General features: G+C 50.4%; 13 protein-coding genes. 5 read left to right on the top strand and 8 right to left on the bottom strand.

What is annotated here, in order from left to right; translation table 11 throughout:
* Positions 1 to 112: 112 nt before the first annotated feature.
* Positions 113 to 748: a hypothetical protein gene (locus tag ACJJI3_RS14120; protein ID WP_444940090.1), complete on the top strand. Its 636-nt coding sequence runs from the start codon at positions 113 to 115 to the stop codon at positions 746 to 748.
* A gap of 56 nt (positions 749 to 804) precedes the next feature.
* Here the strand turns inward: ACJJI3_RS14120 and ACJJI3_RS14115 are convergent, their stop codons facing one another.
* From ACJJI3_RS14115 to uvrA, 6 genes are all read right to left on the bottom strand, one after another.
* A complete protein-coding gene (locus ACJJI3_RS14115; protein ID WP_413664286.1) occupies positions 805 to 2,259 on the bottom strand; it encodes a pectin acetylesterase-family hydrolase in 1,455 nt (484 codons plus the stop codon).
* 360 nt (positions 2,260 to 2,619) lie between these two features.
* Positions 2,620 to 3,597: a 5-oxoprolinase subunit C family protein gene (locus tag ACJJI3_RS14110; protein WP_444918921.1), complete on the bottom strand. Its 978-nt coding sequence runs from the start codon at positions 3,595 to 3,597 to the stop codon at positions 2,620 to 2,622.
* Between the two features lie 12 nt (positions 3,598 to 3,609).
* Complete coding sequence (gene pxpB / locus ACJJI3_RS14105; RefSeq protein ID WP_282934382.1) at positions 3,610 to 4,338, bottom strand: 5-oxoprolinase subunit PxpB; 729 nt, start codon at positions 4,336 to 4,338, stop codon at positions 3,610 to 3,612.
* The gene (gene pxpA / locus ACJJI3_RS14100; protein ID WP_444918922.1) at positions 4,335 to 5,084 is read right to left on the bottom strand and encodes a 5-oxoprolinase subunit PxpA; all 750 of its coding nucleotides are present in this window, start codon (positions 5,082 to 5,084) and stop codon (positions 4,335 to 4,337) included. Before pxpA ends, pxpB begins: the two co-directional genes overlap by 4 nt.
* Before the next feature lie 66 nt (positions 5,085 to 5,150).
* A complete protein-coding gene (locus ACJJI3_RS14095) occupies positions 5,151 to 5,750 on the bottom strand; it encodes a hypothetical protein (RefSeq protein ID WP_444940089.1) in 600 nt (199 codons plus the stop codon).
* 87 nt (positions 5,751 to 5,837) lie between these two features.
* Positions 5,838 to 8,663: an excinuclease ABC subunit UvrA gene (uvrA, locus tag ACJJI3_RS14090; RefSeq protein ID WP_444918924.1), complete on the bottom strand. Its 2,826-nt coding sequence runs from the start codon at positions 8,661 to 8,663 to the stop codon at positions 5,838 to 5,840.
* Positions 8,664 to 8,822: 159 nt separating this feature from the next.
* Here uvrA and ACJJI3_RS14085 point away from each other — a divergent pair, with 159 nt between their 5' ends.
* The 4 genes from ACJJI3_RS14085 (at position 8,823) to ACJJI3_RS14070 (ending at position 13,131) form a co-directional block, all read left to right on the top strand.
* Positions 8,823 to 10,229, top strand: a complete 1,407-nt coding sequence (locus ACJJI3_RS14085) for a mannose-1-phosphate guanylyltransferase/mannose-6-phosphate isomerase (RefSeq protein ID WP_282934378.1) — start codon at positions 8,823 to 8,825, stop codon at positions 10,227 to 10,229.
* Between the two features lie 90 nt (positions 10,230 to 10,319).
* Positions 10,320 to 11,471 (top strand): MFS transporter, encoded by a 1,152-nt coding sequence (locus ACJJI3_RS14080; protein WP_444940088.1) that lies wholly within the window; start codon positions 10,320 to 10,322, stop codon positions 11,469 to 11,471.
* Between the two features lie 172 nt (positions 11,472 to 11,643).
* Positions 11,644 to 12,267, top strand: a complete 624-nt coding sequence (gene ssb, locus ACJJI3_RS14075; RefSeq protein ID WP_444906480.1) for a single-stranded DNA-binding protein — start codon at positions 11,644 to 11,646, stop codon at positions 12,265 to 12,267.
* A 15-nt stretch (positions 12,268 to 12,282) separates the two neighbouring features.
* On the top strand, positions 12,283 to 13,131 hold the full coding sequence (locus tag ACJJI3_RS14070; RefSeq protein WP_444906479.1) for a sugar nucleotide-binding protein: 849 nt from the start codon (positions 12,283 to 12,285) through the stop codon (positions 13,129 to 13,131).
* A gap of 59 nt (positions 13,132 to 13,190) precedes the next feature.
* Here ACJJI3_RS14070 and fabB read toward each other — a convergent pair whose 3' ends face one another.
* Positions 13,191 to 14,414, bottom strand: coding sequence for a beta-ketoacyl-ACP synthase I (gene fabB / locus ACJJI3_RS14065; RefSeq protein WP_444940087.1), 1,224 nt, complete (start codon positions 14,412 to 14,414; stop codon positions 13,191 to 13,193).
* Positions 14,415 to 14,481: 67 nt separating this feature from the next.
* A complete protein-coding gene (gene fabA / locus ACJJI3_RS14060) occupies positions 14,482 to 15,006 on the bottom strand; it encodes a 3-hydroxyacyl-[acyl-carrier-protein] dehydratase FabA (RefSeq protein WP_108731685.1) in 525 nt (174 codons plus the stop codon).
* Positions 15,007 to 15,059: the final 53 nt, after the last annotated feature.

Raw genomic sequence — 15,059 nt, 5'->3', positions numbered from 1 at the left:
GGCACTTTATTCATTGGTGAGGGCGTTATTTTCTTTCATGCTCTCCCAATTCTCTGCTTAGATAGTTACCGACAGACAAATACATAATTTCTAATTTGCTCGGTAACTAATTATGAAAAAGCTGATTTTGCTTGCCGGAGCAGTAACGCTCGCCGTTGTAGGGGTTGATCACTACGATATTGATGTGCGCTCAAGTGTGGCCAAGGTGCGCCAGATGATAGAGCCGCTAAAAGATGATAGTGAATTAGTAAAGAATATTTCTGACAGCATACCCTGGTCCCAGCTGGAACATGCGGAGGTCGAAGAGTTATTAAATCATCCTCGGGTTCAGGCTTATCTGGACCGTGAGAATGTTAAGCAGGCGCTCAAGGACTACTTTGCAGACCTGGGCAATCTCTCTGGTGAAGAGGCCTGGGATGCAATTGAAAAAATAGAGCGGGAATCGCGTATTACAGGCTATGAAGCGCTTTCAATGAAGTTGGCCTGGCTGGAAAAAAATAGCCTTAACCAGGCAGAGTTCACCCAAAGAGCTGAAGAGCTATTTAATATTTATCGGGATAAAGCGCAAACGGTGATCAGGGATTACGACCCTCATGTCGAGGTTCCGGGCTTTTCCACCTATAAGGATCTTGAGCGCTCGATCGTTGAGGAAGTTCAGCAGATGAGGTCCTTTCCCGATGGTATGAGTAGACATGAATACTTACGTAAACGCCTTCAGGACGCCCGTGAGGCGGTATATGGCAGTTAGGCTTTCTATCATTCAGCGCTGCCAGCTAGTTACCGGCAGCGCTGGGGGCATTTTAATTACATAAACAAGCCGATCAGATCATAAAACCAGTTACTATTGTCCTCATAATCTGAAACCTCATCGGTTTCGTATGCCCGAATCATTCCTCCACCGTTATGATTGACGATGTTGTCGAGGAAATCTTTTAATTCAAGCCCGTGCTCGGCAATCTCACCATAGTTTAAATCGATAATGGTTGTGCAGTGGCTCTCGTTCAAGTTGCGGAACATCGGGAAGTAATAGCCCCAGTTACTTGTTTGATCCAGCAGTGGAATCAAATTTTCATGGGTATCTTTCTGCCAGCGCTGTCGCAATTTATTTAAACGGGAGTCTGCATCGGGATCATTATAAATATCCTCATAAAATCTCTCGTAGGAGTACGATGAAAAATTCCCGTCAGCAAGAAAGTGCGTAATACCCAGTCGATCTGAGGGGAATTTATTGGAAAGCGCAGCATAAAGTGAGGCTAGCTGATTGGCTTCGAATCCCGGTGTTATGGCTTTTAACATAGTGATGGGATTTTCCGAGCTTTCATCGCTATCGGCGGTATAGGTAGTCCAAGAACGCAGCACTTCTTTATGTAGCGGTAAAGAGGGATATTGGGTGCTGTCACTCCCGTCTAAAGGTGCCTGATAGAGAGGGCCTGAATCATCGAGGAGATAGCCATAGTCGACATTCATATCCTCGCGCAACTTCGAATAATTAAACAGAGCACCAATACTGCCTGCACTACAACCCGCAGCGAGCATCTGCTTCGGTTTTTGCAAATTATTTTTCACCCAGGAAGTAACTGCCTGAACGTTGCGTAATCCATTGTGGTGCCAGATAAGGTCGGGGTTCTCGCCAGTAGTGTCCTCGTATATTTCAGTTTTATCGCCTACGTAGATATCCCCAGTGCAATACGGCACGTAAACCATATTCCACTCGCCAGTTTTATACTGGTCGTAGGGATGATGTGTATAAATCAAAGGGGATACGCCAGCGGTAGTAAGATTCTCGAAATTTGTAAAATCTAACAAGTGCACATTGCTTAGGTAATCATCGGGAATGCCATTGGGGTTGCGAGCCCCGCGAATACCAGCTTGTCCTGAGCAGCTTTCATAGTCCCAGCATGCCCCACCACCCTCGAAATAGAAAATGGTGTTACTGGTATCTGGAACACGGTGAACAAAGAACTTATAGGGTGATCCATTCCCACACATGGCACCTGTACTGGTAGGTACATCAATTTTTTGCCAGGTGTTGTAGTCGCCAGGATCAAAATCATCATTAAAACTGGGATCATCCATAGTTAGTGGATACATCCCTTCAGCTTGCTGTGAGGTGACTGGCGCATCGGCATTGGGTGGATCAAACAAATGCTTTAGGGTAGTCCAGAAGTTGTAATCACCCGGTTCTGCATTTGCATGCGCTGTGATAAGTAGAGAACTCGCTAAGAGTATTGAAATAAAACCACGGAGAATTTTTATCATTATTAATCCCCTTAAGGTATTGTGTGTTTTCTCTTTGGAATGTGCTTTGTTGATCCTGCAATAATTGTTTGGAGATTTATTTGCTCCCTATAGATAATCAACTTGCACGCTAGTCCAAATCGCTGTTTGGGTAAAACCCAATGAGGTTAGTTAATAATGATGTTTTGGTCTAGAAAGATATGAGGGGAAACTTGCCGGTCACAGAATTTCTGTAATATTTTTTCTTTTTTGTCCAAAAATATTCCATTTAAATTTTTAATAAAATTATTTTGTCTATTTTGGCGTAATTTTTATTCTCTACTTTATGCTGTTATTTTTGAGCATTAAATAGTTCTGTATCTGATAATGTTTATGCTTGTATTAAAGGGATAGTGCCTCCCTGTGATTAAGATTTAGGCTCTGTTGGAGTTTTTTAATTAGGTCTTGTTTCTTTTTGAAAATTTCACGCGATTCTTCAATGCTTATTTCTTGAAATGTGATTTTGTTTTTTGGGGCTAGCTGACCCAGGCGATGAAGTTCCGATTTTATAATATGGCCTATTCGGGGGTACCCGCCAATAGTCTGTCCCTCAATAAAGGAAATAATAGGATTGGCATCGGGTGGTACTTGAATGCTGCCGGGATAGAGTCCTGCTGATGATAGTTGTGGCTTTCCGTTTGTAATTTTATGAATTGTAGAATTGTTTTTAGTGGATAGACGAATGCCCATACGATTGCTTTGGGTAGAAACCAGATAGGTTGAGCCGTAAAAGTGTTCAATAAATTTCTTGGAAAATAAATTGCTCTCTGGTCCAGCCACTAGTCGTAGCTTTGAATTATGTGAGTAGTGAAGGTGAAACCTTTTATTTAGTACAGATTCTTTTGCGGTGTGGACTTCTTTAAAGTGGATGACTTCGTTAGATGTGATCGGTTTGCCACTATTTGCGCCAAATTTACTTATAACGTGAGTTGCAGAGCTACCTAAGATATTGGGTGCGTCTATCTTGGCAGAAATCGCAAGGTAGGTTCTTGCACCGGAAATAGCTTGAGCTATATCCAAAATATCACCAGGCTTAACCCTATAGGTTCGGAAATTATCAATTGACTCGTTATTTAAGGAGCCTCTGAATTGGCCTCCGGCTATAGCGATAGTGAGATTGCAGAGGAATTCGATTCTAGGACCGAGCAGGGTGATCTCAAAGGTTGGGTGCCCTAACGGGTTTCCTAATAACAGGTTGGCTATTTTCATCGATAGTGGGTCGGCAGCACCTCCCCATGGAATTCCACAGTGCATCATGCCTGGACGACCCAGGTCCTGAATACTTGTCTGTAGCCCTGCTCGAAGAAAGTGAATACCCATAGACCCTCCTTTTTAGGGTGAACTACTTTTAGTACTCTGCGAGAGTATATGAAATTGCTGAGAATCTATTGCATAAAATTCAATTTCATCTAAAGGTGCAGCGATAAATGGGGAGGGTTCCGCAGGTTGAAAAAGACTAAGGGGTGTCTGGCCAATAATTTGCCATCCCCCCGGTGTAGCTTGTGGGTAGATGCCTGTTTGTTCTCCACCTATCCCGACAGCGCCTGCGGGAATTCTGGTTCGGGGAGTTTCTTTTCTGGGGCAATATAGCTTTGGGTCAAGTCCGCCAAGGTATAAGAAGCCTGGAGTAAAGCCCAACATATGCACTAAGTAACGTTGTGCGGTATGTCGTTTGATGATTTCCTGTGACGATAATTTGGTATGTTCTGATAATGCCTCAAGGTCTGGAGAAAAGCCTTCTTCGTAGCATACGGGAATACGCACTATGCGTGGTCTACTGGTGAAGGGGGCAGGGTTGTTTAGAAAGTCCTCGGTAGTTTTAGTGAGTAATTGGTATAAGGTTTTGTGATCCCATAGGGAAGGATTGAAAATAACAGTTAAGCACTGGTATGCAGGAATGATATCAATGATACCTGGATGAACTTCATTTAATAGAGCCGCTCTCAAACCGATAATTGTCCGGCTAAGAGCTTTGCATGGTTTGCCGGAAAAGCGGATATCTACTGCACAATCTCCGTTAATGGTAATAGCTAGTGGTATATGGGGGGCAGGGTGTGTCACCGAGCTATACTCACGCCGTTTGCATTGAGATGTTGATTAAGTTGTCTGGCGATAATGGGCGCTTGGGGATTATCGCCGTGGAGGCAGATGGTATCCACAGAGAATTGTAATTTTTCACCATGATAATCGTTAAATTCTAAACCCTTTGCCAAGCAGATAGCTTGCTCTAAGCACTGTTCTGTCTCAGCAATAACAGCGCCCGCCATTGAGCGTGGAGTTAGTTGGTTATTGCTGAGGTACTGCCTGTCCATAAATCCTTCGCGAATAAATGTTTTATTTTGTTTGGCAGCAGCGAACTGCATGGCAGCGTTGGCTAACCCAATAATTTTCAGTGAAGGATATTCTTTGTCGAGTAGGGTAATAATGCTTTTAGCGAGTTCTCTGTTTGACTCTGTATCATTGTAGAGAGCGCCGTGTAGTTTAATATGGTCTAAAGTTGCTCCTAGGCTGCGCGCGATATTTTCTAGTTGGTTTACTTGTGTGCAAAGAGAGTCGAGCAATTTATTTTGAGGAATAACTAGAGATTTGCGGCCAAAATTTTCCCTGTCGGGGTAGCTGGGGTGCGCGCCGATTTTTAAGCTGTTTTTTAGGGCGTTTTCGATTGATCTACCCATGATCTCGGGAGTGCCAGCGTGACCGCCGCAAGCTATATTGCAACGGGAAATAAACGGCATGATTTGGGCGTCCCTGTCACAGCTGTGTAAATCAGCACCTTCACCCAGATCGCAGTTGATATCAATGTTCACTGTGGCATCCTGCCTGTAATATATTTTGAATGGGTTTTAACGCTAAGAATCTGCCTATTAAAGTGGTTAATTGTCAGGGCACTGGCTGACTTCCATTGAAATTTTCTTTGAATTTGACTCATAGCAATTTCCCAGCGGTGAGCAGAAGCAGGCGGAAACCGAAAGTTCCCATCTTTCCGTATTAACTTTTTCCCATAGTTCAGAAGTTGCAGTGCCACGACTTAAAGAATAGAAAGGATACTCAGATTGTGCGGGAATGATAACTTCATTTATTTCTGAAGAGCTTTGAAAGCCTTCATCAAGGGGTGGGTGGTGATTTCTATGGTTTCTATTAAATTTATTTTTCATCATTTTATGCTCCTCCTGACAGCAGGCTTGCAAAAAATCATGGGTGCTTGAGTATTCTACATTTCTATATTTAAAACTAACGGATTTTAGGATGGCTGGGCCAGCTCCAGCATTGTGAAAATTAAAAGTGATCCTATTCTGATTTCTCTTCTCATCATAGTTTCCATGGCTGAACTGGATAACCGGCATTGTCATTATTTTGACTTGTTGATTGGCAGCTCTGGCTTGCAAGTAGGTGGCGTAGAAGGATGCCAGAGAAATCATAATTGCACTTACCGCGATCACTAAATTTAAGCGGTCGCGATTGAATAACTTCATATCTTGTCGCACCTATCTAATTGTTATTTTCAAGTGAGTTGATAAGAAAGGATGCCGATTGATAGTTCAGCATCCTTTCTTGTTCAATCAGTTCAGCATGGTTTTTAGAAAACGTCCGGTATGGGAAATGTCCATTTCCGCAACATCCTCAGGTGTCCCGGTGGCAATAATTTGCCCGCCGCCAGAGCCACCCTCCGGGCCAAGGTCTACAATCCAGTCTGCAGTTTTGATCACGTCCAGGTTGTGTTCGATCACTACGATGGTATTGCCGTGATCGCGTAGGCGATGCAGAACATCCAGCAGTAATTGGATATCGGCAAAGTGCAGGCCGGTAGTCGGTTCGTCGAGGATGTACAGGGTTTGCCCAGTGTCTCGTTTGGATAGCTCGCGGGAGAGTTTTACCCGTTGGGCTTCACCACCTGAGAGAGTGGTGGCAGCCTGGCCCAGCTTGATATATGAGAGGCCGACATCCATTAGGGTTTGCAACTTCTTCGCGATTGCGGGCACAGGGTCAAAGAATTCCCGTGCATCTTCCACGGTCATTTCTAATACTTCGTGGATATTCTTGCCCTTGTAGTGTACCTCCAGGGTCTCGCGGTTGTAGCGCTTGCCGTGGCAGGTATCACAGGGTACATAGACATCCGGCAAAAAGTGCATTTCTACCTTAATCACCCCGTCGCCCTGGCAGGCCTCGCAGCGCCCACCCTTGACGTTAAAGCTGAAGCGTCCAGGTTTATAGCCTCTTGAGCGGGCTTCCTGGGTGCCGGCAAACAAGTCGCGAATTGGGGTAAAAATACCGGTATAAGTTGCTGGGTTTGAGCGAGGAGTGCGCCCGATAGGACTCTGATCAATATCCACGCATTTGTCGAAGTGCTCCAGACCGTGTACTTCTTTATAGGGAGAGGCCTTAAGAGTTGTTGCTTTGTTAAGTGCAGTGGCGGCAAGTGGATAGAGTGTTGTATTAATCAGGGTGGACTTACCAGAGCCCGATACACCGGTTACACAGGTAAATAATCCTACTGGGATCTCCAGATCGACGTCCTGTAAATTATTTCCACTGGCCCCTTCGAGGCGCAACAAATAGTCCGAGTCGGGTACGTAGCGTTCTTCCGGTACGGCAATTTTCTTTTTGCCGGAGAGGTACTGACCGGTTAGGGATTTTTTGCATTTGGCAATTTTATCGGCTGTACCCGCTGCCACGACTTCTCCACCATGGACACCGGCACCGGGGCCAATATCGACAATAAAGTCGGCACTGCGAATGGCATCCTCATCGTGCTCCACCACAATAACCGTGTTGCCGATATCGCGCAGGTGGGTGAGGGTGTTGAGCAGGCGCTCGTTGTCTCGCTGGTGTAGGCCGATAGAGGGCTCGTCGAGAATATACATTACGCCCACGAGGCCGGCGCCGATCTGGCTGGCGAGGCGAATGCGCTGCGCTTCGCCGCCGGAGAGGGTTTCTGCACTGCGGTTTAGGGTCAGGTAATTCAGGCCGACATCGACGAGGAAGCGGAATCGATCGCGGAGCTCTTTGAGAATCTTATCGGCAATCTCTTTCTGAGCGCCTTTAAAAGCCAGCTCATGGTCGAAATACTCGAACGCATCGCCTACAGGCAGCTCAGTAATTTGCGCCAGGGTGCGGTTATCCACAAAGACATGACGGGCCTCGCGGCGCAGGCGGGTACCGTGGCACTCTGGGCACTTTTGGGTACTCAGATACTTGGCTAACTCCTCCCGTACCGATTGGGACTCGGTATCCCGATAGCGGCGTTGGAAGTTGGGGATAATGCCCTCGAAGGTGTGCTGGCGCACGGTGACATCGCCGCGATCATTGACGTAGCTGAAGTCTATCTCTTCGTCGCCACTGCCCTGCAGGATAACCTTGCGGTGGGCTTTGCGTAATTTTTTCCAGGGCTTATCCAGATCGAAACCGTAGTGCTCGGCGAGGGAGTCGAGCATGTGGTAATAGTAAATGTTGCGTCTGTCCCAACCGCGAATGGCGCCCTCGGAAATACTGCTTTCCGAATCGATAATTACCTTGTCTTCATCGAAGAACTGTTTGACGCCCAGGCCGTCACAGCTGGGGCAGGCACCCGCGGGGTTGTTGAAGGAGAACAGGCGCGGTTCCAGCTCATCCAGTGAGTAATCACAGACGGGGCAGGCGTGGCGGGCAGAGAAGAGGCGATCTTCCTGGTCTCCATCCATAAAACTGATGGAGGCGATACCGTCGGTGAGATTCAGGGCAGTTTCGAAGGACTCCGCCAAACGCAGTTGCAGGTCCTCACGCACCTTAAAGCGGTCTACCACCACCTCAATGGTGTGCTTGCGGCGCTTATCCAGCTTGGGGGTGTCGTCCAGGTCGCAGATAACCCCGTCGATCCGTGCCCGCACAAATCCGTCCCGGCGCAATTGTTCAAACACGTGCTGGTGCTCACCTTTTCGATCGCGAACTACCGGCGCCAGCAACATAATTTTGCTGCCTTCCGGTAAAGCCAGTACCTGATCCACCATCTGGCTGATCGTCTGGGCTTGCAGGGGTTCGTCGTGCTCGGGGCAGCGGGGTTCTCCAACCCGGGCAAATAGCAGCCGCAGGTAGTCATAGATCTCTGTGATGGTGCCCACAGTGGAGCGGGGGTTGTGTGAGGTGGACTTCTGCTCGATTGAAATAGCCGGTGATAGCCCCTCGACGGTATCCACATCCGGCTTTTCCATCATCGACAGGAATTGACGGGCGTAGGTGGAGAGTGATTCCACGTAGCGGCGCTGTCCCTCTGCGTAAAGGGTGTCAAAGGCCAGGGAAGATTTGCCGGAACCGGACAGGCCGGTGATAACGATCAGTTTATCGCGGGGAATGTCCAGGTCGATATTCTTCAGGTTGTGGGTGCGAGCACCCCTTACATAAATCGTGTCCACGCTCTACCTATATGCTGCTAATACTGGGCCGGGCCTCGGACTTGCTCCGCGCGGGGCGATCACAACTGCGGTGCCGGAAAAACAGTCAAGTATAAACTCGCCACCTGATGTGCGAAAATTGTCTTTCGCAATACCCGACATTCAGGCAGATAGCATTCGATGATTCCTGTGATTCTCTGTGGTGGCACCGGCTCGCGCCTGTGGCCACTCTCTCGCGAGGCCTACCCTAAACAGTTCCTACCCCTTATCGGTGGTGAAACGATGTTACAGGCAACCGTAAGGCGCCTGGAGGGCATTGAGCCATTACAGGCGCCGATCCTGGTATGCAACGAAGAGCATCGTTTTGCCGCCGCCGAGCAATTGCAGGAAATCGGCCACGGAGCCCAGTCCATTTTACTGGAGCCCTGCGCGCGCAATACTGCACCGGCTATTGCCCTGGCTGCCCTGGCAGCACTGGAGTCAGGAGCTGACCCTTTACTGCTGGTATTACCGGCAGACCACGCCGTTTCCGACGAGGCAAATTTTCAGGAGTCTGTAGAGTCGGCCCGAGCCCTGGCTGAGCAGGGGCATCTGGTCACTTTTGGCATTGTGCCGACCCGGGCGGAGACCGGCTACGGCTACATTCGGCGCGGGGATAAATTGGCGGAAACTGCTTGGAAAGTGGCGGAGTTCGTCGAAAAGCCGGACACTGAAACCGCTGAAGCTTACCTGGCCTCCGGGGATTACTCCTGGAACAGTGGCATGTTCCTGTTCCGCGCCTCCCGCTATCTGGAGGAGTTGGAGCGGTACCGTGCAGATATTCTCACAGCCTGCCGCAGTGCCTATAAGAGTGCCGCGAGGGATCTGGATTTTACCCGGGTGGATAGAGAGGCTTTTGCAGCCTGCGCAGATGAGTCTGTGGATTATGCAGTAATGGAGCCGACGGAATCCGCGGCAGTTGTACCTATGGATGCGGGTTGGAGCGATGTGGGCTCCTGGCAGGGGCTATGGGAGTTAGCAAAACGTGATGCCAATGACAATTTGCTTCAGGGTGATGTGTTGCTAGAAGACTCCCAGCGCTGCCTGGTGCGTGGTGAGAGCCGCTTGGTCAGCCTTCTCGGTGTATCCGACCTGGTTGTTGTCGATACTGACGATGCGCTTCTGATCGCTGACCGGCAACGGGTCCAGGAAGTCAAAAAACTGGTCAGTAACCTCAAGAGCACTGGCCGCAGTGAGGCCCAAAGGCACCGCAAGGTATATAGGCCCTGGGGCTACTACGACTCGATTGATGCGGGTCCACGCTTTCAAGTGAAGCGTATTGTGGTGAAGCCGGGTCAGCAGCTATCCCTGCAGATGCATCACCACCGCGCTGAACACTGGGTTGTGGTGCAGGGAACTGCGAAGGTTACCCGGGGTGAAGAAGAGGTCCTGATCACCGAGAACCAATCGACTTATATCCCCCTGGGGGTGGTCCACCGTTTGGAGAACCCCGGTACGATTCCCTTGGAGCTGATCGAGGTGCAATCCGGCAGTTATCTCGGAGAGGATGACATTGTCCGCCTCGATGATGAGTACGGTCGTAACTAGTTGTGGATAAAAGTTGTGCTGTTTCCCCTACAGCCGGGAGGCGGCTCACTGTACAATGCGCGCCCTATTTGATGCTGTTCCGGGATTTGCATGAATTCCATTGAGCGCCGCGCCCTGGGTGGGCTGGCTTCCCTGTATGTCTTTCGTATGCTGGGCCTGTTTATGGTCTTGCCGGTTCTCACTGTGTACGGCGAGGGCTATCGCGATAGCACGCCCATGCTGCTGGGGCTGGCAATGGGTGCCTATGGCCTGAGTCAGGCGATACTCCAAATTCCTCTGGGGCTCCTGTCCGATCGTTGGGGGCGCAAGCCGGTTATTTATACCGGCCTTGCACTGTTTGCCCTGGGCAGTGTCATCGCTGCGCTGACAGATTCGGTTTACGGCCTTATTGTGGGGCGGGTACTGCAAGGTTGTGGTGCTATTGCCGCTGCGGTGATGGCGCTGGTTGCCGACTTAACCCGCGATGAAAAGCGCGGTATTGCGATGGCGATTATCGGAGCGTCTATTGGCGTCGCATTTATGCTGGCGGTGATCCTGGGGCCGGCGCTGGCCGGTGTGGGCGGCTTGCCGGCAATTTTCTGGGTCACTGCTGGATTAGCACTGCTGGGTGGATTATTGGTTTGGCGCTTGGTGCCAACTCCGGAGGCGGCTAAGCGGCCGGCAGTTTATGGTAGTGGTTTTCGTACGGTAGTTAAAAGCGGTCTTGTTTGGCGCTTGGTTTCTGGGGCCTTTTTCTCCCACTTGTTGCTCACTGCATTGTTCGTCGCCCTGCCATTGGTGCTAGTCGATAGATTGGATTGGCCGGCGAGCGAGCACTGGAAATTGTATGGACCACTCATGCTCGGCACCTTCCTGCTGATGTTGCCAATGATGAGGACGGCAGAGAAAAGTGATCGGGTGCCTTTTGCGCTTAATTTTGCTTGTTTAGCTTTGATCGGTGGCAGTGCGGCCTTGTTGTCTGTAAGCACCTGGATGCTGGTAGTCTTGCTGGCAGTGTTCTTCACCGGTTTCAACCTGCTTGAAGCCCTGCTGCCGGCGCAGCTAACCAGGAAGGCTCCGGCGGAAGCGAGAGGTGCAGCTACGGGGCTCTATGCGACTTTACAGTTCTTTGGCACTTTTGTCGGCGGTAGCCTGGGTGGCCTGCTGTTCGGTCTGGGGGGCGCTTCCGCAGTTGCTGCTCTGGGTTTGGCGGTGCTGCTGCTATGGATGTTGCTGTGGTGGGGTTTGCGCGAGAGAGCGTGAAGGTAGCGCTTACTAACACTGAGCCGCTATTGTATCCTACTGGATAAAAATACAATATTTACCGATGGTGCAATGCAGCACTGACGGTATTTCATAACACTTGATAGATTAATTGATTGTTTAAATAGTTTATTGCCCCGGGTGGAGCCCGGGTTGACGAGAGGAGAGGGCCATGGCCAGGGGTATTAATAAAGTAATTCTGATCGGTAATCTGGGGAATGACCCGGAAACCAAATATATGCCGAGTGGCGGTGCTGTTACCAACATCAGCCTGGCTACCAGTGAGAGCTGGAAAGACAAGCAGACTGGCCAGCAGCAGGAGCGCACTGAGTGGCATCGCGTAGTATTTTTTAACCGCCTGGCTGAGATCGCCGGTGAGTACCTGCGCAAGGGGGCCAAAGTTTATGTAGAGGGCTCTCTACGCACCCGTAAGTGGCAGGATAAGAATTCCGGCCAGGACCGCTACACCACTGAAATCGTTGCCAGCGAAATGCAGATGCTGGACGGTCGCGGTGAGCAGGGCGGTTTTGGTCAGGGTATGGGTGGCGCTGGAATGGGCGCAGCCGCAGGTGGTCAAATGGGTGGCGGCCAGCCGATGGGTGGTTCCGGCGGTTTTGACCAACAGGGCGGCGGTTTCCAGGGTGGCTACCAGCAGCAGGGCGGCCAGGAGGCATACGGGCAGGGGCGTACCGCTCCCTCACCGATGGCACCAGCTAACCAGCAGCCCCAGCAACAGCCGAACCAGGGTCCTGCCGGTGGTTTCGATAATAGCTTTGATGACGATATCCCGTTCTAAGAACTGGATTTACCAGTGTCTGAATTGAATACAGGTTATATGCCGGATACCGTCGCCATTATCACAGCAGGTAATGAGATTGATGGTGCGCTGCAAAAAAGACTGCAGCGCGCAGGCTTTCGCATACAGCAGTTGACCCCCGGGGAAATCGATCAATTGAGACCGGGCTCAATTGTGATTAATGCCTCCGCCTGTGCAGACAATCGAGGCATGCCGGAGTCACTGCTGGTGAGTAAGCGGCTTTGTGCTGCACCCTGTGAACATATTATTCATCTCTCATCCTACCAAGTTTTTTCTGGCGGTGAGCGCCGCCGCTATGACGAAGATGAGCCCGCAGAACCACAGTCCCCGAGTGGACGCGAATGGCTGGCCTGCGAAGATGCTTTTAATGGGCTGCAAAACCTGACGATTTTGCGTTTTGGTTGGATGGTGGATAGTGGTCAGGATGCCTTGTTAGGGCGTATTTTACGCAACTTTGTGTCTGGGGAGCCTTTAGCTCTGGATGGAAGGAACAGCGGCAACCCAGTAACAGTGGTGGATATGGCTCGTGTCGCAGTGGCGGTTGCCCAGCAGCTCGCTAGCGGGGCCAAGGCAGGAGGCTTTTATCACTACGGTAGTTCTGATAGCTGCACAGCGATGGAGTTTGCCCTGGAGGTGGTCGAGCGCGCCCAGGCTTTTTACGATGAAGAGCGCTTTGCGCAATTTACTTCATTAGGGGATGAGGCTGAGAAGCGGGATCGCAGCATAGTACTTTCATGTGGCAAGCTGCGGGATGTCTTTGGTGTTCAGCAGCGGAGCTGGAGACAGGGACTGACACGCCAGGTTGAGCTGTGGTTGGAGCGCTTGCACGCAACTCCTGAATAGTTTGGTTTCTGTTGTGCAGTCAATAAAAAGGGCGCCTCGCGGCGCCCTTTTTATTTCGATTAGATTTTATCGAATATCAGGCAAGCATTAGTTCCGCCAAAGCCAAAGCTATTGGACATAGCCCGTTTGACTTCTGTCTCACGCAGCTGGCGGACAAGGTCCATGCCTTCCGCAGCGGGGTCGAGGTTCTCTACATTAGCTGATGCAGCAATAAAGTTATTCTGCATCATCAGCAGGCTGTAAATGGCCTCCTGAACCCCTGCAGCTCCCAGAGAGTGGCCTGTCAGAGATTTGGTAGAGGCGAATGCCGGAACTGTATCCCCGAAGACTTCGCGCATGGCTTTCAATTCGGCGACATCGCCTACGGGTGTAGAGGTGCCGTGGGTGTTGATATAGTCCACGCTACCCTGCAGGCCTTTGCCGTCCATACCGGCCAGAGCCTGCTGCATACAGCGGGTGGCGCCTTCACCGCTTGGGGCAACCATATCGTAACCATCGGAAGTTGCGCCGTAACCGGTCAGCTCCGCATAGATGGTCGCACCGCGAGCCACGGCGTGCTCCATCTCTTCGAGTACCAGACAGCCACCACCACCGGCGATCACAAAGCCATCGCGATCGGCATCGTAGGGGCGTGATGCTTTTGTCGGAGTATCGTTATATTTGCTTGAGAGGGCGCCCATAGCGTCAAACAAGTGAGTCAAACTCCAGGCTAGTTCCTCACCACCGCCAGCAAACACTACATCCTGCTTACCCATCTGGATAAGCTCAGCTCCGTTTCCTATACAGTGGGCACTGGTAGCACAAGCGGAAGAAATACTGTAGTTCACCCCTTTGATTTTGAATGGAGTGGCTAAGCATGCGGAAACGGTACTGTTCATTACCTGGGGCACGCGGTAGGCGCCTACACGGCGAACACCTTTTTCCTTCAGAGTATGTGCAGCGTCAATAATCTGCTGAGTGGATGTGCCGCCAGAGCCCATCACGATACCCGTGCGCGGATTAGATATCTGCCCCTCCTGCAGGCCCGACATCTCGATTGCTTCACGCATGGCAATGTACGCATAGGCTGCAGCGTCGCCCATAAAGCGAAGTTGCTTGCGATCGATATGCTCTTTGAAATCGATGTCCACAGGCCCAGCCACATGGCTGCGCAGGCCGAGCTCCTTATACTCTTCTTGGAAGCGGATGCCGCTTCGACCAGTTTTCAGTGACTCGGTGACTTCTTTAGTGTTGGTACCGATACAGGAAGTGATACCCATTCCGGTAATGACGACCCGACGCATAGTGATCTCCAGCATAGCTTGTCGGCAGAGGACTGATGGTTTCTACCGGTATTAGTCTTAAACGAGTTTAAAAATTGTCCGTACGGGTAAATAAGCCTACGCGAAGATCCTTTGCTGTGTAAATTTCTCTTCCATCCACAGAGACACTGCCGTCGCCAATACCCATAACAAGCCTGCGCTCAACAATCCGGCTCATCTGAATATGGTAAGTCACCTTCTTGCTGGTGGGGAGAATTTGGCCTGTAAATTTAACTTCACCACAGCCCAGTGCTCGACCGCGGCCGGGGTTGCCTTTCCAGGCCAGGAAATAACCCAATAATTGCCACATAGCATCCAGGCCGAGGCAGCCGGGCATTACGGGATCGCCGGGAAAATGGCAGTCGAAGAACCATAGGTCGGGGTGAATGTCGAGCTCAGCGATCAGCTCTCCCTTGCCGAAAGCACCACCTTCCTTGGATATATGGGTGATACGATCGAGCATCAACATATTGGGAGCCGGCAACTGGGCGTTGCCTGGGCCGAACATCTCGCCACGGGAGCAGGTCAGGAGCTCCTCTCTGGTATACTCACTTTTTTGTACAAAATTACTCATCATTTCCCCGTTAGTGGGTGGTTATGCAATTGAGATTGGACACTTTTGCAAGA

The organism is Microbulbifer maximicatervae (SeqCode), assembly GCF_052466985.1.
Note: the sequence above shows the minus strand (reverse complement) of the source record. Positions and strands in the feature narration are given on the sequence as shown.

What these genes read in the sequence shown, in the direction of transcription:
- ACJJI3_RS14120 (WP_444940090.1), top strand. Translation starts at nt 113, where the DNA reads ATGAAAAAGCTGATTTTGCTTGCCGGAGCAGTAACGCTCGCCGTTGTA.
- ACJJI3_RS14115 (WP_413664286.1), bottom strand. Translation starts at nt 2,259, where the DNA reads ATGATAAAAATTCTCCGTGGTTTTATTTCAATACTCTTAGCGAGTTCT.
- ACJJI3_RS14110 (WP_444918921.1), bottom strand. Translation starts at nt 3,597, where the DNA reads ATGGGTATTCACTTTCTTCGAGCAGGGCTACAGACAAGTATTCAGGAC.
- ACJJI3_RS14095 (WP_444940089.1), bottom strand. Translation starts at nt 5,750, where the DNA reads ATGAAGTTATTCAATCGCGACCGCTTAAATTTAGTGATCGCGGTAAGT.
- ACJJI3_RS14085 (WP_282934378.1), top strand. Translation starts at nt 8,823, where the DNA reads ATGATTCCTGTGATTCTCTGTGGTGGCACCGGCTCGCGCCTGTGGCCA.
- ACJJI3_RS14080 (WP_444940088.1), top strand. Translation starts at nt 10,320, where the DNA reads ATGAATTCCATTGAGCGCCGCGCCCTGGGTGGGCTGGCTTCCCTGTAT.
- ssb (WP_444906480.1), top strand. Translation starts at nt 11,644, where the DNA reads ATGGCCAGGGGTATTAATAAAGTAATTCTGATCGGTAATCTGGGGAAT.
- fabB (WP_444940087.1), bottom strand. Translation starts at nt 14,414, where the DNA reads ATGCGTCGGGTCGTCATTACCGGAATGGGTATCACTTCCTGTATCGGT.
- fabA (WP_108731685.1), bottom strand. Translation starts at nt 15,006, where the DNA reads ATGAGTAATTTTGTACAAAAAAGTGAGTATACCAGAGAGGAGCTCCTG.